This window comes from Sphingopyxis sp. GW821-FHT12F08 (genome assembly GCF_058806755.1).
The window spans coordinates 270,575-289,935 of the sequence record NZ_JBXAQA010000006.1 but is presented as its reverse complement, the minus strand read 5'-3'; the positions used below and the strand labels follow the sequence as shown (position 1 = coordinate 289,935).

The window sequence follows — 19,361 nt, the reverse complement described above, 5'->3', positions numbered from 1 at the left end:
GCGGGAGAAAGGGCAATGAGCGAGCGGTATCAGGCGATGGAACTCGGCGACACTGGCGCCGACGCGGTGCGCGCCGCCTTTGCCAACCAGGTCCTCTATTGCCGCGCCAACGATGCGCCGGTGACCGCGCGGATCGTCGCGGCGCTCGCCACCTTGCTCGACAAGCCCACGACCGACTTTGCCCGGCGCATCGCCGAGTGGCAGCGCGCGCCGCTCGCCGATGCGCTGCCGCTGCGCGCCGCGGGCGGGCTGCACGCGCTGCACCTCGCGGGCGCGGCGCGCGAGCTCGCGCCCGTCTATGCCGATGCCGACGGGATCAATGACGCGGCGATCGTCGCGGGGGTGGTGCGGCGGCACGAGGCAGCGCTGCTGCCCTGGCTCGACGGCCCGCCGCAGACCAACGAGGCGGGGCGCTCGGCCAATTTCGTCGCGGCGATGCTGTGGCTGGCCGAGCAAGGGCTGCCGCCGCGCTTCCAGTGCCTCGAGATCGGGTCGAGCGCGGGGATCAACCTGATGCTCGCGCGCTATCATTACGATCTCGGCGGGGTGCAGGTCGGGCCCGAGCCCGGCGTCATGGCCTTCACCCCCGAATGGCGCGGGCGGCATCCGCCGCAGCACAAGATCGAGATTATCGACACGAAGGGCTGCGACGTCGCGCCGGTCGACCTGACCGATCCGGCGCAGGCGTTGCGGCTCAAGGCCTATATCTGGCCCGAGCATCGCATCCGCTTCGAGCGGATCGAGGCGGCGATCGCCGCGGCGCGCGAGGACAAGCCCGACATCGTGGCGATGAATGCCGCCGATTTCGTCGAGGCCGAACTCGCGAAGCCGCAGGCCGCGGGGACGGCGCGCGTGCTGATGCATTCGATCGTCTGGCAATATGTCCCCGCCGACCAGCAGGCGCGCGTCACCGCGGCGATGGAGGCCGCGGGCGCGCGGGCGACCGCGGACCGCCCGCTCGCGTGGATCGCGCTCGAGGCGAACCGCACGGTGCACAGCCATGAACTGGTGGTGCGCTATTGGCCCGGCGACGCGGCGGCAAAGATGCTCGGGCGGTCGCACGCGCATGGCGCATGGGTGGAGTGGCTCAGCTAAGCCCCTCCCCCTCGATGGGGGAGGCAGCGAGACTTACGAACTTGTTCGTTAGTCGCAGCGGTGGGGGTGCGGTCTCGGTCTGAAGCGACGGCGCAAGGACGCGCCCTCACCCTCATCCAACTCCGCCTAGCGCCAAAGGCGCAAGGCTCCATATCCTTCTCCCATCAAGGGAGAAGGAGTTACAGCCGCGCTTCCAGTCGCGCGAGCAGCGCCTGCACCGGCGGCGGTGTCACCGGGGCTTCCCATCCCGCCTCCAGCGCCGCAATGCGTTCGAACAGGCGTTCGCTCGCCGCGATGATGCGGCGGATCGGCGATTCGAACTGGATGCAGATGTCCCAGTCGGCCGCGACCGGATCGCCGATGCGCGCCGCGCTGTCGTTCGATCCCGCGCCGGGGTCGCCCGCGATCATCGCGCGGCGGTGGAGCAGCCAGGCGATGATGTGCATCAGCCGCGTCGTCGTCTTCAGCGATTCGCAGGCGAGCCCGATGTGGAGCAGGCTGTCGCGGCTGCCCGCCTCGCCCAGGTCGCGCGCCGCGGCGAAGGCGGTGTGCGCCTCGTCGGCGAGCACCATCGCCTCGACATAGAGATTCTCGACCTGCGCGCGCTGCACCGGCAAGCCGATCGGCGCCAAATCTGGAAGCCTCCTGTTCATGCGAAAAAATATGCCACGAGCGCCGGCCCGGTAGCAACGCCGCTAACCATCATTTCGCAGGTGCGCGGCGTCCCGTTTTGAATCAGGCCGTTTTGAACCAGGCCGCTTCGATCAGGCGATGATGTCGGGGACCAGCTGGTCCTCGCACCAGGCGATCTCGTCGCGCAGGCGCAGCTTTTTCTTTTTGAGGCGCGCGAGTTGCAGCTGATCGGGCACCGCGGCGGCGCCGAGCGCGATGATCGCGGCATCGAGGTCGCGATGTTCGACACGGAGCAGTTCGAGGCGCTGGCTGATCTCTTCGGGGGTCACGCCAAGCCTAGTGCCAGAATCGCAATTTGTCCGCAACGGGGACCGGCTCGGCGAATCGGCGCGTTAACCGCTCCACAATCGCTTCGATCCATGTTTTACTTCCCCTGCCAACCGAGTCGAAAATGAAGGAGACTGGCCGATGAACATGTCGCACCTTTCCGCCCTGAAGTCCCGCCACGCGGACCTCGACGCGAAAATTGCGAATGAAGAACGGCGCCCGTGCCCCGATGTGGGCGTGCTGGCACAGCTCAAGAAACAGAAGCTCAAGATCAAGGAAGAGCTTTACGCGATCGGCTGACGATCGCCGGGGGTCTGTCACAGACCCCGCAAGTCAGGCCGCCGGTTGCCGGCTGCTCCTTCCAAGCGTGGAACGGGTCAGCGCGGACGGATCGGCGGCCGGCCCTTGTTGAGGCGCAGCCCGGCAAGCGTCGGCGGCACCTCTTCCGCCTTGGGCGCCACGTCGCGGCGCACCGCCTGCGGGTTGATCGCGCGGTCGAAGGCAATCCCGAATTTCTTCTCGCCCGTCCATACGATGCGTCCCGGCACCGGGCCGACGTTGCGCAGTTCGACCTCGACCGCCGTGCCCTGGGCGACCGGCACCGGGCTTTCGGCGAGCATGCCGCCCGCCGACAGGTTGCGCACGCGGACACTCACCGGTTCGGCCTTGCCGGCGACCGCCACACTGGCCTGCATGAACAGGCTGTCGCGGTCGGCGCCGCGCGACAGCGCTGCCACTTCTTCGTCCACCGATGTCGGTCCCCGCGAATCCATTGCGACCCGTTCCCCGCGTTAGAAAGTCAGGTCCGGGAATCTAGGGCGCAGGCCTTGCGGAAACGTAAAGAAGGCGAAGCCGTCCCGATCCGGGGCAGAGTTTCGCGAACTCGGGCTCAGTCTTCGCGCGAAATCCGCTCGTTGCGCTCGTGGCGCTCCTGCGCCTCCAGCGTCATCGTCGCGATCGGGCGCGCCTGCAGCCGCGCGAGCGAGATGGGCTCGCCGGTCACCGCGCAATAGCCATATTCGCCCTCGTCGATGCGGCGGATCGCCGAATCGATCTTCGAGATCAGCTTGCGCTGGCGGTCGCGGGTGCGCAGCTCGATCGCCCAGTCGGTCTCGCTCGACGCGCGGTCGGCCAGGTCGGGTTCGCGCAGCGGACCGTCCTGCAGCTGCGCCAGCGTCGATTCGGATTCGGTCAGGATCGATTTTTTCCAGGCGAGGAGCAGGCCGCGGAAATAATCCTGCTGCCGCGGGTTCATAAACTCCTCGTCGTCGCTGGGGACATAGTCCGAATCGAGGTTGGATTTGGCTTCGCGGAGCGCGTCGGCGCCAATATCGGCGGTCTGTGTCGGCATGACGGGCTCTAACGTCCTTTCGTCTCGCGGTCCCGCCGGACGTGGCGGACCGGGGGAGTGGCGCGCCTATAACCAGCCGTTCGATACGACACAAGCACGGAAGCGGCGGATAGAGTTTGTGGGGTGAAGCGCGGCTGAACCGCCGCCCGCGCCAAGCCGACTCCCGGGCCGCTCGCGGCACGCGCCCGGGACAAGATTTCGGCCCGAAAGTTAACCAAGCATAGGGAATCGCGGCAACTTCCGTCCGGTTTTGGGACAGTCGGCCGGATGGGTGTTGATTCCCTCGACCTTTTCCCGCTGCTGGACAGTCAAACGCGGTTAACGCCGTGGACGCGTTCACGAAGCTTTGGCCATTTGGCCCTAGCAAGAGGTGCAAGCGGGTGCCGGGGTGTGGCGCCTTCCCACCAAGCAACGGGAAAAGAGAGAGAAACCTATGTCAGTCCGAATGGCCCTCGCAAAGCTCTGCGCCTGCACCTGCGGCGGCGCGATCCTCGGCACCGGCGCAATGCAGATCAGCGACGTGCCCGCGGCGGCGCAGGTCCGCAAGGTGAGCAGCTGCTCGCCCTGCGGCAAGAAACCGGTCGTGCGCAAGCGCTACGCGGCGAAGAAGCCGGTCAAGCGCGTGCGCCGGGTGGTCACCACCAGGAAAGTCATTCGCACCGCGACCCCGCAGACGCAGGTCGTCACCCAGACGATTCCCCTGCCCCCGATCCCTTACGCACCCTTCCCGCAGCGCGGCGGCTGGGAAGGCGGCGGCGGTGGCGGCGGCGGTGTGACCGTGGTCGGCGGCGGCTTTGGCGGCGGTTTCGGCGGCGGCTTCTTCGGCGGTTTCTTCGGTGGCTCGTCGTCGGGCGGCGGGAGCAGCGGCAGCATCGTCGTCACCTCGACCACCACCGGCGGCGTCAGCACCTCGTCGAGCACGTCGAGCGGCGTGTCGACTTCGACCGGCGGGGTCAGCACCTCGACCTCGACGGGCGGCGTGTCGACCTCGACCGGCGGGGTCAGCACCTCGACCTCGACAGGCGGCGTTTCGACCTCGACCGGCAGCGTCTCGACGTCGAGCGGCGTCTCGACCTCGACGGGCAGCGTGTCGACCTCGACCGGCGGGGTCAGCACCTCGACCGGCGGCGTTTCGACCTCGACCGGTAGCGTCAGCACCTCGTCGGGCAATGTCTCGACCTCGTCGGGTAACAACGCCTCTTCGTCGAGCAGCAGCTCGTCGTCGAGCTCTTCGTCGTCGTCCTCTTCCTCGTCGAGTTCGTCGTCGGGCGGCGGCAGTTCGTCGAAGGGCGGCTCGTCGCATGGTTCGTCCCACGGCAGCTCGCATGGCTCGTCGCACGGCAATTCGTCGAAGGGCAGCTCGGGCTGGGGCGGTTCGTCGCACGGGTCGAGCGGTGGTTCGGGCGGCTCGGGCGGCAGCTCGTCGTCGAGCGGCGGTTCGGGCAGCAGCAGCTCGTCCTCGTCGAGCTCGTCCTCCTCTTCGTCGAGCAGCAGCACCTCCTCGGGCGCGACCTCGTCGGGCGCGACGGGCGGCACCAGCAGCTTCGGCTCGACCGGCAGCACAAGTTCGTCGTCGTCGAGTTCCTCGTCCTCATCCAGCTCGGGCGGCAGCAGCGGCACTTCGTCGGGCACCCCGACGCCCGTCCCCGCGCCGCCGATGCTCCTGCTCTTCGGCGCCGCCGCCGCCGCGCTCGTCGCGCGCCGCCGCGCGGCGAACCGCAACGACCAGGAACAGGAAGCGGCCTAAGCCATCCACTGGCGGTCGGCTTATGCCGGCCACCGATCGAAGGCCGCCCCACGGGGCGGCCTTTTTTTTGGTCGGAAGGGCGGCTTTGGGGTGGGAAGCTGCCTTTGCCTTATTCCAAAGTTCAGGAAAGTTCAGCCCAGTGCGCCTCCGGACAGGACCTCAGCAACCGCTTTTATCGACCGAGTGAAAGGGCCGGGTTCGACGCTTGCACAGCCAGATAATGTAGGAAAGGCCTTTTTTTGAGGCCGGCGGCTTTGGGGTGGAACTAAGCCATTCCCCTCCCTGGAAGGGAGGGGAGATCAACGTCGCGTTCCGCCCGAAACCAGCCATCCCAACAAAGGTTTGCCAAACGGCAAAGTTTCCTTCATAGTTTGCCATATGGAAAACCAAAAGCCCACGCTCGACCCTGTCTTCCACGCCCTCGCCGATCCGACGCGGCGCGCGGTCGTGGGCCGGCTGATGCAGGGCGCGGCGCCGGTCAAGGCGCTCGCCGAGCCTTTCGCGATGGGACTGCCCGCCTTCCTCAAGCATCTCGGCGTGCTCGAAGCGGCGGGGCTGATCCGCAGCGAAAAGCAGGGCCGCGTGCGCACCTGCCGCGTCGATGCCGCGCGGCTCGCCGCGGCCGAGCAGTGGCTCGCCGAACAACGCGCCCTCTGGCAGGCGCGCGCCGACCGCCTCGCCGCCTTCGTCGAAAATCAGGAGTGACCATGACCGAATCGACCCTCGTCATCGACCGCTTCATCGCCGCGCCGCCCGCCGCGGTGTGGGACGCGTGGCGCGATCCCGCAAAGCTTTGCCGATGGTGGATCCCCGCACCGCTCGCCTGCGAGGTCGTCCAGCTCGACCTCCGCCCCGGCGGCGGTTTCGAGACGCGGATGCGCGAAGAGGGTGGCGCCTGGCAGCCGCATGTCGAGGGCTGTTTCCTCGACGCCGTGCCGAACGAGCGGCTCGTCTGGACCACTGCGCTCAAGGCGGGCTGGCAGCCGGTCGAACCCTGGCTCGCGCTGACCGCGATCCTGAGCTTCGAGGCGCAGGACGGCGGCACGCTGTACACCTCGCGCGTGCTGCATCGCTCGCCGGAGGATGCGGCGAAGCACGAAGAGATGGGGTTCAACGACGGCTGGGGCACGGTGCTGGGGCAGTTGGCGGCGCTGCTGGAACGCTAAGATCCTCCCCATCGCGAAGCGTTGGGGAGGGGACCGCGCCCGAAGGGCGTGGTGGAGGGGTTGAAAGGTCGCGCCGACGCCTGACGGCGTCGCCCCCTCCGTCAGCCCTGCGGGCTGCCACCTCCCCATCGCTGCGCGTGGGGAGGATCGGGGTTGCGCCCAGCCAGCGCCAACGCCATAGCGCGCGCATGCACGATATCCGCCTGATCCGCGAAAACCCGCAAGCCTTCGACGCCGGCCTCGCCCGCCGCGGGCTTGCACCCCTGTCCGCCGAAATCCTTGGCATGGACGCGTCGCTGCGCGCGCTACAGACCGGGATGCAGGCCGCGCTCGCGCGCCGCAACGAGGCGTCGAAGCTCATCGGCCAGGCGATGGCGCAGGGCGACAAGGACCGGGCCGAGGCGCTGAAGGCCGAGGTCGCCGATCTCAAGACCGCGCTCCCCGCGCAGGAAGAGGCCGAACGCGAGCAGCTCGCGGCGCTGCACGACAGGCTCGCGGCGCTCCCCAACCTCCCCGCCGCCGACGTCCCCGAAGGCGAAGACGAAGAGGGCAATGTCGAGATTTCGCGCTGGGGCACGCCGCGCAGCTTCGATTTCACCCCGCAGGAACATGCCGATTTCGCTCCCGCGCTCGGCCTCGATTTCGAGACCGCGGCGAAGATGTCGGGCGCGCGTTTCGCTTTCCTCAAGGGGCAGATGGCGCGGCTCGAACGCGCGCTCGGCCAATATATGCTCGACCGTCAGACGATCGAGCAGGGCTACACCGAATGCGCGACCCCGCTGATGGTGCGCGACGAGGCGGCTTTCGGCACGACCCAGCTCCCCAAGTTCCGCGAGGATCTGTTCCAGACCACCGACGGCCGCTGGCTGATCTCGACCTCCGAGATGAGCCTGACCAATGCGGTGCGCGAGGACATATTGGCCGAAGAGCAATTGCCGATCCGCATGACCGCGCTCACCCCCTGCTTCCGTTCGGAGGCGGGGTCGGCGGGGCGCGACACGCGCGGCTATATCCGCCAGCACCAGTTCTGGAAGGTCGAGCTCGTCTCGATCGTGCGACCCGAGGACTCGGGCGCCGAACTCGAGCGCAAGACCCGCGCCGCCGAGCTGATCCTCGAAGGGCTCGGCCTGCCCTACCGCAAGATGCTGCTCTGCGCGGGCGACATGGGCTTTGCCGCGCGCAAGACCTACGACCTCGAAGTCTGGCTGCCCGGCCAGAACAGCTATCGCGAGATTTCGAGCTGCTCGAACTGCGGCGATTTCCAGGCGCGGCGCATGAACACGCGCTTCCGCCGCGAGGGCGTCAAGGGCAATGAGTTCGTGCATACGCTGAACGGCTCGGGGCTCGCGGTGGGGCGGACGCTCGTCGCGATCCTGGAGAATTACCAGCAGGCCGACGGCAGTGTCACGATTCCGGAGGCGCTGCTGCCGTATATGGGCGGGATCACCAAGCTCGAACCCGCCAACTGACTTATCGTCACCCCGGGCTTGACCCGGGGTCCCGCTTGGCAACGTCGATCAGCGGGACCCCGGATCAAGTCCGGGGTGACGCAAGAAGAAAGAAAAACAGTGCGCATCCTCCTCACCAACGACGACGGCTATCACGCCCCCGGCTTCGCGGTCCTCGAAGCGATCGCGCGCGAGCTTTCGGACGATATCTGGGTCTGCGCACCGGCCGAGGAACAGTCGGGCGCGGGGCATTCGCTCACCCTGTCGCGCCCCGTGCGCATCCGCGAGCATGGCGCGCGCCGCTGGTCGTGCACCGGCACGCCGACCGATTCGGTGATGATGGCGATCGGCAAGCTGATGCCCGAAAAGCCCGACCTGATCCTCTCGGGGGTCAACCGCGGCGCCAACCTCGGCGACGACATCACTTACTCGGGCACCGTCTCGGCGGCGATCGAGGGCGCGCTCGCGGGCATCCGCTCGATCGCGCTGAGCCAGGTCTATGCGCGCGAGGGCATGGGCGACACCGTCCCCTTCGGCGCCGCCGAAGCATGGGGCGTCAAGGTGCTGCGCCCGCTGCTGGGCATGGAGATGCCGCCGCGCACGCTGGTGAACGTCAATTTCCCCGCGATTCCCGCCGACGCGGTCAAGGGCATCCGCGTCACGCGGCAGGGGTTCCACGATTACGGCCGCGGCTCGATCGTCGAGGGCACCGACCCGCGCGGCTATCGCTATTACTGGTTCGGCCTCCACGGCATCGAACACAGCCTGGGCCACGACAGCGACCTCGAGGCGATCGACGACGATTATATCTCGGTCACCCCGCTCCAGCTCGACCTGACGCATGACGCGTCGCTGGCGGCGCTGCGCGGCGCCTATGGGGCCGCGTCGGCCTGACCCGCCTCTATCGCCTCGACGCCCCCGCCGCCGACATTGCGGCGCGTTTCGGCGCCGAGGCGGGCAAGGACCCGTGGACCGGCGACTATGTCGCCCCCGGCCGCCCCGCGCCGGTCGTGATCCGCGACGAAAAATGGCGCGTGCGGCGGGTGCGGCCGATGTTCTGGGGCGTCCCGCCGCCGCCGCGCGGCAGCGATCCGATCACCAGCGTGCGCAACCTCGAAAGCCCCTTCTGGATCGGCACGCTGCGCCACACCGAATTCCGCTGCCTGATCCCCGCGACCAGCTTCGCTTTATGGTCGGGGCCTGCGGGCGCCCGGCGCCAGCACTGGTTCGCTGTCGCAGAGCAGCCGATTTTCGCGATGGCGGGCATCGTCCGCTTCGCCGACGAAATCCCGACCTTCGCGATGCTGACGACCGAACCCAACCGGCTGGTCGCGCACCATCATCCGGGCACGATGCCGCTGATCCTGCCCGCCGAGGCGCACGAGCGCTGGCTCACCGCCGACTGGAAGGACGCGCGTGAGCTCGTCGTGCCTTTTCCGGGCCAGGCGATGACGGTGTCGGACACGCCGCCGCATCCGCCCGCGTCGTGACAGGCTGGTCAAGCGCGCAAGGCTTTGGCAGATAAGACGCATGGGGGACCGGCGCCGCATCTTGACCATCCTGCTGCTGACGGCGCCGCTCGCCGCCTGTATCCCCGCCTCGGCGCCCCCGCAGCGACCCGCCGCGCCCACCACGCCCGTCCCGCCGTCCCTCGCCTATGACGATGTGTCGGGCGGCGACAGCCAGCCGACCTGGGCATTGAAGCCGGTGGCGACCAATGCGACCACCGTCGCCGCGGCCAGCTACACCGTCCGCCGCGGCGACACGCTGCGCGCGATCGGCGAGATGACGCGCGCTGGGTCCGAAGCGATCGCGATGGAGAACGACCTCGCCCCGCCCTACACCCTCGTTCCCGGCCAGCGGCTGCGCATCCCCGCCGGCCTCTATCACCGCGTCGCGGCGGGCGAGACGGGCATCGGCATCGCCAATGCCTATGGCGCCGACTGGGGCGAGATCGTCACGATCAACGCGCTCAGCGAGCCCTATATATTGCGCGTCGGCCAGCGGCTGCGCCTGCCCGCCGACGCGCGCGCGCTGCCGCGCAAGGACGTCGACATCGCGGCGCGCGCCGCCGCGTTCAACCTCGACATCGACGATATCGCGACCGGCAGCCAGCCCGCGCTCGCCGCGAACAAGGCGCCCGCCGCCGCCAGCGCCGCGCCGCGCGGGCCGGTCACCGCCGCGATCGCCACCCCCGCCGCCTTCACCGGCCGCTTCGTCTGGCCGCTGCCGGGCAAGGTCATCGCGCGCTTCGGCCCGCTTGCCCCGGGCAAGGTCAGCGACGGCATCAACATCGCGGCGCCCGCGGGCACGCCGATCCACGCCGCCGCCAACGGCGTCGTCTCCTATGCCGGCGACCAGATCGCGGTCTATGGCGGGCTGATCCTGATCGACCATGGCAGCGGCTGGGTCAGCGCCTATGGCCATGCGCAGCAGATCGACGTCCAGCGCGGCCAGGCGGTGAAGGCGGGCGATATCATCGGCCTCGCCGGCGCCAGCGGCCAGGTCCAGACCCCGCAGCTGCATTTCCAGCTGCGCAAGAACCGCATACCCGTCGACCCGCTCAGGCAATTGCCTGCGCGATGAGCCGCAAATCGAACGACAAGCTGCACCTGCAGCATATCTTCCGCCCGCTCAAACGCGCGAGCAAATGGCCGATCTGGGCCGATGTTCTGGCGCGGCTCGGCGTCGCCTTCTTCCTGATCGCGGTCGTCGTGCTCGTCCACTGGATCGACCGCGCGGGGCTGAAGGACAGCCACGACGGCCAGATCAGCTTCCTGGACGTCGTCTATTTCACGATGATCTCGGTCACCACCACCGGCTTCGGCGACATCGCCCCGGTCTCGGACCGCTCGCGGCTGATCGAGGCGGTGATCGTGACCCCGATCCGCATCATGGTGCTCTTCATCTTCGTCGGCACCGCCTATAATTTCGTCCTCAAGCGCACATGGGAAAAATGGCGTATGGCCCGCATCCAGGCAAAGCTCACCGACCATATCGTCGTGCTCGGTTACGGCACCAGCGGGGCCGAGGCGGTCCGCGAACTGATCGCGCGCGGCACCCCGCCGCACGGCATCGTCGTCATCGACCAGGCGGGGAACCGCGTCGCCGCGGCCGAGGCGGCGGGCTGCAATGTGCTCCAAGGGGACGCGTCGAACGACGACACTTTGCTCGACGTCCATGTCGCGCGCGCGCAGAATGTCCTCGTCTCAGCGGGCCGCGACGACACTTCGATCCTGATCGTGCTGACCGTACGTCACCTTGCACCCAAGGTGCCGATCAGCGTCGTGATCCGCGCGCAGGACAATGAACTGCTCGCGCGGCAGGCGGGCGCCAGCAACGTCATCAACCCGGTCAGCTTCACCGGGCTGCTGCTCGCCGGATCGGCGCAGGGCGAGCATGTCGCAAGCTATATGGCCGATCTCGCCGCGGTCGGCGGCAAGGTCCAGCTACGCGAACGCCCGGTCGGTGCCGAGGAAGTCGGCCGCAGCCTCGACCAGCTCGCGAGCGGCGGCCGCGGCCTGCGCATCTACCGCGGCGGCAAGCCGCACGGTTTCTGGGAAGACGAAGTGCGCGCGCTGCAGGCGGGCGACGTCGTGGTCGAGGTCATTCCGTGCGAGGTGTGCGAGGCGGATTAGGCCTTCCAGTACATCCACGCCGCCCACAGCCAGCCGGCGATCAACAGCGTCCCGCCGATCGGCGTCACCGCGCCCAGCCATTTCGGCCCGCCGAGCGCCATCGCATAGAGCGTTGCCGCAAAGATCGCGCCGCCCGCGAGCAGCATGATCGCCGCGCCGCGCGCGAAGCCCATGATCGCGAGCGCGGCGACGGCGTGGACCAGCTGGTACATCCCGCCGGTCCGCAGCCACTCGGCCTCTTGCGGCCCCGCCGCGCCATGCGCCCCGAATGCGCCCGCCGCCACCGCCATCGCCGCCGAAATCGCTGCAAATACGCCAATCATCATTCAATACCCCTGCAATGCCTTACGACGCGCCGCGCTATCATCACGCGAGAGGGAGACCATGATCGTCCCGCTGTTGGATCATAACGCCTCCGGTGATAAATGGGCAGCGGGGATAGGTGCACAAGCCGTGCGTCTGTCGCGGAGGGGAATGACAATGTGGGAAATTAGCTGGCTCGCGGTGGTATTGGCCGCGCTGGTGACCTTTGTGGTTGGGGGACTATGGTATGGCCCCTTGTTCCTGAAAGTCTGGCAGCGGGAGGCCGGCGTTACCGAAGCGTCGATGCAGAAACGCCATCCCGCCTATGTGTTCGGCGGTGCATTCCTGCTCAACCTGTTTGCCGCCTATATCCTTGGCCATGTGCTCGCGACCTATGGCCAGCCGCCGCTCGCGGTCGATATTATGATCGCTTTTGGCGTCGCCGCAGGGTTCATCGTCACCGCGTTCGGGGTGAATTATCTGTTCGCGGGCAAATCGTTCACGCTGTTCGCCATCGACGCGGGCTATTGGATCGTTACCTACAGCTTGATGGGCGTGATTTTCGGCTATCTCGGCTAGGTTCTGCCTCCAGGGTCAGGCGCCAGTCGGCTTGGCACATCTCGCAATCGGAGCAGGCGATGGCCCGCGACATACCCCTTCCCACGGGATTGAAGTCGCCCAGTCGGCGCGCACAGCTTGGCGAGCTTGCGCTGCCGTTCGATCTGCTGCGCTATGGTCTGTCGGGCTGGCACCTGATCAGCGCCCCGCGCGGTGACGGGCGACCCGTAGCGCTGCTCCCCGGCTATGGCGCGTCCGAACTCTCGATGCGCCCGCTCGAAGCCTGGCTCCGCCACCTAGGCTATCACGTTCGCGACTGGGGTATGGGCCGCAACAACGGCCGCGTCGCCGCCGACGTCGAGCGCTTTGCCGCGCAGGCGGCCGAATGGGTCAAAGCCGACGGCGCGCCGCTCACCCTGATCGGCTGGAGCCTCGGCGGCGTCATCGCCCGCGAGACCGCGCGCGAATATCCGCACCTCGTCCGCGCGATCATCACCATGGGCACCCCTATCATCGGCGGTCCCAAATATACAGCGCTCGCCCGGCGCTTTGCAGGCCGCGATTTTGACGCGATCGAACGCGAAATCCATGCGCGGAACCTTAAGGGCCTGACCCAGCCGCTGACCGTGATCTACTCCGACCGCGACGGCATCGTCGGCCCCGACATCGCTGTCGACACCTACAATGCGCAGGCGCGGAACATAAAGGTGGACAGCACCCACCTCGGCCTCGGCATCAACCCGCGCGTGTGGAGGATCATCGCGAATATATTGGCAGGCGTGACAAACCCCGAAAAATAGACTAGGGGCGCCGCCAATCATGACAGTCAAAACCCTCCCTACCCAGCCGAAGGTCGGCATGGTGTCGCTCGGCTGCCCGAAGGCGCTCGTCGACAGCGAACGGATTCTCACCAAGCTGCGCGCCGACGGCTATGGCCTGTCACCCGACTATGCGGGCGCCGATGTCGTGCTCGTCAACACCTGCGGCTTCCTCGACAGCGCCAAGGAGGAGAGCCTCGAAGCGATCGGCGAGGCGATGGCCGAGAATGGCCGCGTCATCGTCACCGGCTGCATGGGCAATGAGGCCGAGGTCATCCGCGCGCGCTTCCCGAAGGTGCTGGCCGTCACCGGCGCGCACCAATATGAGCAGGTCGTCGACGCCGTCCACGACGCCGCACCCGCGACGCAGGGTCCGTTCGTCGACCTCGTGCCCGAGGGCGGGCTGAAGCTCACCCCGCGCCACTACAGCTATCTGAAAATTTCGGAAGGCTGCAACCACAGCTGCTCCTTCTGCATCATCCCCGACTTGCGCGGAAAACTGGTCTCGCGGCGTATCGACGCGGTGCTGCGCGAGGCCGAAAAGCTCGTCGCCGCGGGGACGAAGGAATTGCTCGTCATCAGCCAGGATACCTCGGCTTATGGTGTCGATATCCGCCACGACCCGCGCCAGTGGCACGGCCGCGAGGTGCGCGCGCACATGACCGACCTCGCCCGCGAACTCGGGCAGCTCCGGACCAGCGAAGGCCGCGCCCCGTGGGTCCGCCTCCACTATGTCTACCCCTATCCGCACGTCGACGCGGTGATCCCGCTGATGGCCGAGGGGCTGCTGACTCCTTATCTGGACATCCCCTTCCAGCACGCGAGCCCCAGCGTGCTCAAGCGCATGAAGCGCCCCGCGAACGAAGCGAAGGTGCTCGAACGCCTCAAGAGCTGGCGCGCGATCGCCCCCGACATCGCGATCCGGTCGAGCTTCGTCGTCGGTTTCCCCGGCGAGACCGAGGCCGATTTCCAGTACCTGCTCGACTGGCTCGACGAGGCGCAGCTCGACCGCGTCGGCGCCTTCCGCTTCGAACCCGTCGCGGGCGCGCAAGCCAATGCCCTCGACGACCCGGTGCCCGAAGAGCTCAAGGAAGAGCGCTACCAGCGCATCATGGACAAGACCGCCGCGATCAGCGCCGCCAAGCTCGAAGCCAAGATCGGCCGCACGCTGCCCGTGATCATCGACGAGGTCGGCGAGGCGGACGAGGACGGCAGCATCGGCGCGACGGGTCGGTCACAGGCCGATGCGCCCGAGATCGACGGCCATGTGTATCTGCGCGACGTGGCGGCGACACTGAAGGCTGGCGATATCGTCGATGTCGAGATCGAGGACGCCGACGAGCATGATCTGTTCGGGGTGGTTGCGGGGAGCTGACACTTCGTCACGATAGCGTGCCCCGAAAAGCCAAATACACCGGTTCGAATGGCGCCGAGAAATTGGCTTCCAGAGCACACCACATGATCGCTCGGGATTCGTCTTAGCCTATTCCGCGAAGCTGCATTCCTTCAGCATCGGCATGCCCGCCAGTTCCGACACGTCATTGCACAGCAGCACCACCTGCTGCCCTTTTGCCAATTGCGCCGCATTTGGCTGATCCGCATCGACCAATCGTGCTTGCGCCGACATGAACTGGTTGTCCGTGCGCAGTTTGACATAGGGCTCGTCACTGAAATCCAGGTCCACGCCATCGACGATCCCGGTCACCTCCAAAAGGCGATCGCCATATTGCTGCTGCGCGGCCGCTTCATTCGCATCATAAGCCCGGAAAAGTTCGCGCGCGGTGACTTTCACCGCTGCAGCGCGTGCTGCCTCGCGCGTGGCTTTTTCCTCTACCGCTTCGGCTTGAACCTGTTGCTGTTTTTCCGCCTCGCGAGCCGCTTTTTGCTCCGGTGTCGGCTCGGGCAAGAGCGATCCGATGATGACCAGAGCGACGAACACGCCCAAACCCACCAACATCCAGAATCCGCAGCCCCGCTTCTTTTTCGGCGCCTCGACTCCCGCATCATTCGTCATGACATTCCCCCAGCAAAAAGATCAGGATCGAAGCTATCCGGCGTTCCATTTTAATCAACTGGAAATAGTCCGGCATCACTCTAGCTTCGAATTTCGGCATATCGCGGCATGACAAAAAAATCGCTGTCCTAATTTATTTGACGTGCATAGCCTCGGCCCATGCTTGACCTCGCCTTCCTCTTTCAGTCCCGCGCACGGGTACGCTCCGTCACCCCTGATGACAGGCGAATCTCTTCGCTTAAACCGACAAAGGAGACATTTTCGATCCCTTCATCCGTATCCTTTGTCGCTTTAGCGTCCTCGGCAAACCGGAATAGCCGGTGCGCGCCATGCGATTTCAGAATGAAGTTACGCAGTTTTCCGCCGTCAGGCGCGAGTTGCCCTCCGCGTCACCCCGAACTTGCCCCGGGGGTCCCGCTGGCGGGCGTCGAAATGCGGGACCCGGGGTCAACGAACGAAGCGCGGCCTTCCGCACGGAATGCGATTTCAGAGTGAAGTTGGGCGGATTCCTAACCTTCTCCGCATTGCCAGTCTTCGCAAGGAACGGCTTAACTGCTTTGAGATTATGATGGGCAAGTACCGCATCGAGGGCGCCATATGCGACTGATCCCACTGGTAGCCACATCTTTGCTGCTCACCGCCTGCGATCCCGCCAAGGGCGGGGCCGAGGCGCCGCCGCGCGCCACCGATATGGCGCCCTCCCCGTCGCAGACTTCCCTGATCGCGGTCCCGATCGACGCCGACATCGGCCCGCTGAAGCGCGAACTCGAGCGTGCGGTGCCGAAGACCTTGTGGACGATCGACCGCCGCGAGAAAGCGTGCGTCACGCCGCAGCGGGTCAAACTCTTCGGCAAGAAGATCAAGCTCACCCCGGCCATCCCCTGCACCATCGTCGGGCAAGTGACGCGCGGGCCACTGCGGCTGCGCGGCGAAGGCGACGAGATTGTCATCGATGTGCCGCTCACCGCGACGATCAGCGCGCGCGACGTCGGTGGGGTGCTGAAGGGCGAGACCGCGACCGGCGCCGCGATGGCGCATGCGCGGGTGCGGATCGAGCTGACCTCCGACTGGATAACACGCGGCCGCGCGCGCGTCACCTATGGCTGGACGAAGGCGCCGGGAATCGATTTCCTGGGCAAGCACATCACCTTCACCGACGAGGCCGACGCCAAGCTGAAGCCCGTCGTCGCGGGGGTCGAGCGCGAAGTGAACCGCGAAATCGCCAGGATCGATATCCGCAAACAGGCGGCCGAGGTCTGGCGGCAGAGCTTCACCACGCTCGAGCTCAACCGCGAGAAACCGCCGGTGTGGATGCGGGTGACGCCGAAGCGCATCCTTTACGGCGGCTATCGCCTGAACGGGCAGAAGCTGAACCTCAACCTCGGCATCGAGGGGGTGACCGAGACCTTCGTGTCGGAGCGCCCCGCCGACCCCGCGCCGACCCCACTGCCAAAGCTGGTGCGCGAGGCGCCCAAGCCGCACCTCGACGTGCGCGTCCCCGTGATCGCCGACTATGCCCAGCTCCAACCGGTGGTCGACCGCGCGCTCGCCAAGCGCGCGACGCGGCCGTTCGTGCTCCCCGAGCTCGGGCCGATGGACGTCGCCTTCGGCAAGTCGACCATCTATGGTGCTCCGGGCGGGCGGATCGCGGTCGGGGTCGATGTCGAGGCGCGGCTCGAAAGCCGCAAGGGCGAGCCGACGCACGGGCGCATCTGGATGACCGCGATCCCGCGCAACGCGGCGGGGTCGGCCGAGGTGCGCTTCACCGACCTGGTGATCAACGGCGACAGCGACGGGGTGGGCGGCGATCTGCTGATCCTGCTCGGTCGTAGCGAAGGCTTCGCGCCGCTGATCGCCGACGCGCTGACCCAGAATTTCACCGGCGACCTCGAAAAGCTGCAGGGCAAGATCCGCCGCGCAGTGGGCCAGCGCCGTGAGGGCGCCTTCCTGATCCGCACGCATGTCGACGGCTTCGCGATCGGCGAGATCAAGGCCTATGGCAACGGGCTGTACCTGCCGGTCCAGATGACCGGCAGCGCGACGGTCGATTACCGCCCGGTGAAATGAGCTAGAACAGCCGCGTCAGCGCGTAGAAGAGCGCCGCCACCACCGCGCTCGCCGGGATGGTGATGAACCAGGCCGCGACGACATTGCCCGCGACGCCCCAGCGCACCGCGCTCGTACGCCGCGCGACGCCCGCGCCGATGATGCTGCCGGTGATCGTGTGCGTCGTCGACACCGGGATGCCGAGCAGGCTGGCGGTGAACACCATGATCGACCCGCCGGTCGAGGCAGCGAAGCCCTGATGGTGCGACAGCTTGGTGATACGCCCGCCCATCGTCTCGATGATCTTCCACCCGCCCGACAGCGTACCCAGCGCGATCGCGACATAGCAGCTGAACGCCACCCAGTGCGGCACATGGAATTCGCCCTGCAGATAGCCGGTCGAATAGAGAAGCACCGCGATGATCCCCATCGTCTTTTGCGCGTCGTTGAGCCCGTGGCTGATCGAATAGGCGGCCGACGAAAAGAGATGGAGGTGGCGGAATGTCCTTTCGGCGAAATTGGCGGTCGCGCGGCGCAGCGCCCAGCTGCTCACCAGCATCACCAGCATCGCGAGCAGCATGCCGAGCATCGGCGACAGGAAGATCGCGATCACGGTCTTGTTGAGCCCGGTCCACTCGATCCCTTCGAAGCCGGCGTGCGCGACGCCCGCGCCGACGATCCCGCCGACCAGCGCGTGGCTCGACGAGGAGGGAATGCCCTTCAGCCAGGTCACCACGTTCCAGAACATCGCGCCGACCAATGCGCCGAACACCACGGCGGGGGTCACCAGATCCTTGTCGATGATCCCCTTGCCGATCGTCTCGGCGACCTTGTGGAGTTCGGGAAAGATGACCGACAGGAAATAGGCGGCGAAATTGAAGAAGGCCGCGAACAGCACCGCCTGTACCGGGCGCAGCAGCCGCGTCGCGACGACGGTCGCGATGCTGTTCGCCGCGTCGTGCAGGCCGTTCAGGAAGTCGAACGCCAGCGCAAGGAGGACGAGGCCGACGAGGAGCGGGAAAGCGAGTTCGTGCATGGATCGCGCCCCCGCTTACGCGTGGTCGATGACCAAGCCGTCGATCTCGTTCGCGACATCCTCGAAGCTGTCGGTGACGCGCTCGAGATGGCGGAAGAGTTCGCGCGTGATCAGGAAGCGCGTCGGGTTCGATTCGCCATGCTCGCGGAACAGGCGCTTGAGCCCGGCGGCATGAATCTCGTCGGCATGCCCTTCCATCCGCACCAGCCGCTCGGTCAGCTCGTGCAGCCGCGGGCCGTTGGCGCCGATGTTACGGAGCAGCGGGAGCGCTTCCGCCGTCAGCCGCGCGGCGTCGACGATGATGCCCGCGATATCGCGCATCTCGGGCTCGAATTCGGTGACGTCGTAGAGGTCGACCGCGCCCGCGGTCTTCTGCATCTCGTCGATCGCATCATCCATCGAGGCGATCAGGTCGGTGATCGCGCTGCGGTCGAACGGCGTCAGGAAGGTCCGGCGAACGGTCTGGAGCACTTCGCGGGTGATCGCGTCGGCGTCATGCTCGCGCTCGATGATTTCCTGGACATGGTCGGCCATGCCCTCGCCGCCCTGCAGCATGCGCGACAGCGCGTTGGCGGCGGCGACCAGCGTCGCGGCGTGGCTTTCGAACAATTCGAAGAAATTTCCCTGTCGCGGCAGCAAACGCTGAAACCATGCGAACATCCAGCTAACCCCTGTCTTGTCGGCTACATTCTGAACGGCGCCGCGCGGCTGGGCGACAGCGCGGAAACCGCCATCGCCGAACGAGCGGATCAGCGCCTGCAGGTCGGGTTCCTCGACCGCCGCCGCGGCATCGCGGAACGAGAACCACCTGCGGTCGCGTTCGTCCATTTCTTTCCATTCGTCCAGTTCGTTGGTCACCGCGAGCGGAAAGACCTCGACCTGGTACATGATCGACGCGCCATTGGCGCGGCGCTTGCGATATTCATAGCTGCCGATCGGCGTCGGGCACACCGCGCCGATCACCCCCGCTTCCTCCTCGGCCTCGATCGCCGCGGCGGCGTGGCGCTCCATCCCGGTCAGCGGATTGCCCTTGGGCACCACCCAGCGCTTGGTCTCGCGCGAGGTGATCAGCAGGATTTCGGTCGGCCCGTCCTGCGCCGGTCCGCTGAACCGATAGGGAAGGACGGCGATCTGACGCATCGGGCTTTCATCCTTTCCAGTGGTTTCCGCCGCATGACGGC

General features: G+C 67.0%; 22 protein-coding genes. 13 read left to right on the top strand and 9 right to left on the bottom strand.

Annotated elements, in window-relative coordinates:
• Positions 1–15 precede the first annotated feature (15 nt).
• Positions 16–1,095 (top strand): DUF2332 domain-containing protein, encoded by a 1,080-nt coding sequence (locus tag AC1RNQ_RS17485; protein WP_493173120.1) that lies wholly within the window; start codon positions 16–18, stop codon positions 1,093–1,095.
• Between the two features lie 179 nt (positions 1,096–1,274).
• Here the strand turns inward: AC1RNQ_RS17485 and AC1RNQ_RS17480 are convergent, their stop codons facing one another.
• Together AC1RNQ_RS17480 and AC1RNQ_RS17475 are read right to left on the bottom strand one after the other, a co-directional pair.
• Entirely contained in the window at positions 1,275–1,727 is a 453-nt protein-coding gene (locus AC1RNQ_RS17480) for a DUF1465 family protein (protein ID WP_493173119.1), read from the bottom strand.
• 132 nt (positions 1,728–1,859) lie between these two features.
• On the bottom strand, positions 1,860–2,057 hold the full coding sequence (locus tag AC1RNQ_RS17475; protein WP_493173117.1) for a YdcH family protein: 198 nt from the start codon (positions 2,055–2,057) through the stop codon (positions 1,860–1,862).
• Between the two features lie 139 nt (positions 2,058–2,196).
• Between AC1RNQ_RS17475 and AC1RNQ_RS17470 the strand changes: the two genes are divergently transcribed.
• Complete coding sequence (locus tag AC1RNQ_RS17470) at positions 2,197–2,355, top strand: DUF465 domain-containing protein (RefSeq protein ID WP_077028729.1); 159 nt, start codon at positions 2,197–2,199, stop codon at positions 2,353–2,355.
• Positions 2,356–2,432: 77 nt separating this feature from the next.
• On the opposite strand, the gene AC1RNQ_RS17465 is transcribed toward AC1RNQ_RS17470, so the two are convergent.
• The 3 genes from AC1RNQ_RS17465 to AC1RNQ_RS17455 form a co-directional block, all read right to left on the bottom strand.
• Complete coding sequence (locus AC1RNQ_RS17465) at positions 2,433–2,804, bottom strand: PilZ domain-containing protein (RefSeq protein WP_493173116.1); 372 nt, start codon at positions 2,802–2,804, stop codon at positions 2,433–2,435.
• Positions 2,805–2,944: 140 nt separating this feature from the next.
• Positions 2,945–3,406 (bottom strand): RNA polymerase-binding protein DksA, encoded by a 462-nt coding sequence (dksA, locus tag AC1RNQ_RS17460; RefSeq protein WP_077028727.1) that lies wholly within the window; start codon positions 3,404–3,406, stop codon positions 2,945–2,947.
• A 714-nt stretch (positions 3,407–4,120) separates the two neighbouring features.
• Complete coding sequence (locus AC1RNQ_RS17455; RefSeq protein WP_493173114.1) at positions 4,121–5,038, bottom strand: hypothetical protein; 918 nt, start codon at positions 5,036–5,038, stop codon at positions 4,121–4,123.
• A gap of 493 nt (positions 5,039–5,531) precedes the next feature.
• On the opposite strand from AC1RNQ_RS17455, the gene AC1RNQ_RS17450 reads away from it, so the two are divergent.
• The 7 genes from AC1RNQ_RS17450 (at position 5,532) to AC1RNQ_RS17420 (ending at position 11,405) form a co-directional block, all read left to right on the top strand.
• The gene (locus AC1RNQ_RS17450) at positions 5,532–5,858 is read left to right on the top strand and encodes an ArsR/SmtB family transcription factor (protein WP_493173113.1); all 327 of its coding nucleotides are present in this window, start codon (positions 5,532–5,534) and stop codon (positions 5,856–5,858) included.
• 2 nt (positions 5,859–5,860) lie between these two features.
• Positions 5,861–6,319, top strand: a complete 459-nt coding sequence (locus AC1RNQ_RS17445; RefSeq protein WP_493173111.1) for an SRPBCC domain-containing protein — start codon at positions 5,861–5,863, stop codon at positions 6,317–6,319.
• Between the two features lie 188 nt (positions 6,320–6,507).
• Positions 6,508–7,788: a serine--tRNA ligase gene (serS, locus tag AC1RNQ_RS17440; RefSeq protein WP_493173110.1), complete on the top strand. Its 1,281-nt coding sequence runs from the start codon at positions 6,508–6,510 to the stop codon at positions 7,786–7,788.
• A 99-nt stretch (positions 7,789–7,887) separates the two neighbouring features.
• On the top strand, positions 7,888–8,661 hold the full coding sequence (surE, locus tag AC1RNQ_RS17435; RefSeq protein WP_493173108.1) for a 5'/3'-nucleotidase SurE: 774 nt from the start codon (positions 7,888–7,890) through the stop codon (positions 8,659–8,661).
• A complete protein-coding gene (locus AC1RNQ_RS17430; RefSeq protein WP_493173327.1) occupies positions 8,658–9,257 on the top strand; it encodes an SOS response-associated peptidase in 600 nt (199 codons plus the stop codon). Before surE ends, AC1RNQ_RS17430 begins: the two co-directional genes overlap by 4 nt.
• A 40-nt stretch (positions 9,258–9,297) precedes the next feature.
• Positions 9,298–10,353 carry a peptidoglycan DD-metalloendopeptidase family protein gene (locus tag AC1RNQ_RS17425; RefSeq protein WP_493173106.1) on the top strand — a complete coding sequence of 352 codons (1,056 nt, stop codon included), beginning with the start codon at positions 9,298–9,300 and terminating at the stop codon, positions 10,351–10,353.
• Entirely contained in the window at positions 10,350–11,405 is a 1,056-nt protein-coding gene (locus AC1RNQ_RS17420) for a potassium channel family protein (protein ID WP_493173104.1), read from the top strand. The genes AC1RNQ_RS17425 and AC1RNQ_RS17420 overlap by 4 nt, the downstream gene beginning before the upstream one ends.
• On the opposite strand, the gene AC1RNQ_RS17415 is transcribed toward AC1RNQ_RS17420, so the two are convergent.
• Complete coding sequence (locus tag AC1RNQ_RS17415; RefSeq protein ID WP_493173325.1) at positions 11,402–11,728, bottom strand: DUF423 domain-containing protein; 327 nt, start codon at positions 11,726–11,728, stop codon at positions 11,402–11,404. The genes AC1RNQ_RS17420 and AC1RNQ_RS17415 overlap by 4 nt on opposite strands.
• A gap of 61 nt (positions 11,729–11,789) precedes the next feature.
• On the opposite strand from AC1RNQ_RS17415, the gene AC1RNQ_RS17410 reads away from it, so the two are divergent.
• From AC1RNQ_RS17410 to rimO, 3 genes are all read left to right on the top strand, one after another.
• Positions 11,790–12,287 carry a DUF1761 domain-containing protein gene (locus tag AC1RNQ_RS17410; RefSeq protein ID WP_493173102.1) on the top strand — a complete coding sequence of 166 codons (498 nt, stop codon included), beginning with the start codon at positions 11,790–11,792 and terminating at the stop codon, positions 12,285–12,287.
• A gap of 89 nt (positions 12,288–12,376) precedes the next feature.
• Positions 12,377–13,066, top strand: coding sequence for an alpha/beta hydrolase (locus tag AC1RNQ_RS17405; RefSeq protein ID WP_493173101.1), 690 nt, complete (start codon positions 12,377–12,379; stop codon positions 13,064–13,066).
• 19 nt (positions 13,067–13,085) lie between these two features.
• The gene (gene rimO, locus AC1RNQ_RS17400; RefSeq protein ID WP_493173100.1) at positions 13,086–14,459 is read left to right on the top strand and encodes a 30S ribosomal protein S12 methylthiotransferase RimO; all 1,374 of its coding nucleotides are present in this window, start codon (positions 13,086–13,088) and stop codon (positions 14,457–14,459) included.
• A 108-nt stretch (positions 14,460–14,567) separates the two neighbouring features.
• Here the strand turns inward: rimO and AC1RNQ_RS17395 are convergent, their stop codons facing one another.
• Positions 14,568–15,098 (bottom strand): OB-fold protein, encoded by a 531-nt coding sequence (locus tag AC1RNQ_RS17395; protein ID WP_493173098.1) that lies wholly within the window; start codon positions 15,096–15,098, stop codon positions 14,568–14,570.
• Between the two features lie 597 nt (positions 15,099–15,695).
• On the opposite strand from AC1RNQ_RS17395, the gene AC1RNQ_RS17390 reads away from it, so the two are divergent.
• Positions 15,696–17,165 carry a DUF4403 family protein gene (locus AC1RNQ_RS17390; protein WP_493173097.1) on the top strand — a complete coding sequence of 490 codons (1,470 nt, stop codon included), beginning with the start codon at positions 15,696–15,698 and terminating at the stop codon, positions 17,163–17,165.
• A 1-nt stretch (position 17,166) separates the two neighbouring features.
• Here AC1RNQ_RS17390 and AC1RNQ_RS17385 read toward each other — a convergent pair whose 3' ends face one another.
• Together AC1RNQ_RS17385 and AC1RNQ_RS17380 are read right to left on the bottom strand one after the other, a co-directional pair.
• Positions 17,167–18,180 carry an inorganic phosphate transporter gene (locus AC1RNQ_RS17385; protein ID WP_493173096.1) on the bottom strand — a complete coding sequence of 338 codons (1,014 nt, stop codon included), beginning with the start codon at positions 18,178–18,180 and terminating at the stop codon, positions 17,167–17,169.
• Positions 18,181–18,195: 15 nt separating this feature from the next.
• The gene (locus AC1RNQ_RS17380; RefSeq protein WP_493173094.1) at positions 18,196–19,320 is read right to left on the bottom strand and encodes a DUF47 family protein; all 1,125 of its coding nucleotides are present in this window, start codon (positions 19,318–19,320) and stop codon (positions 18,196–18,198) included.
• Between the last annotated feature and the right edge of the window lie 41 nt (positions 19,321–19,361).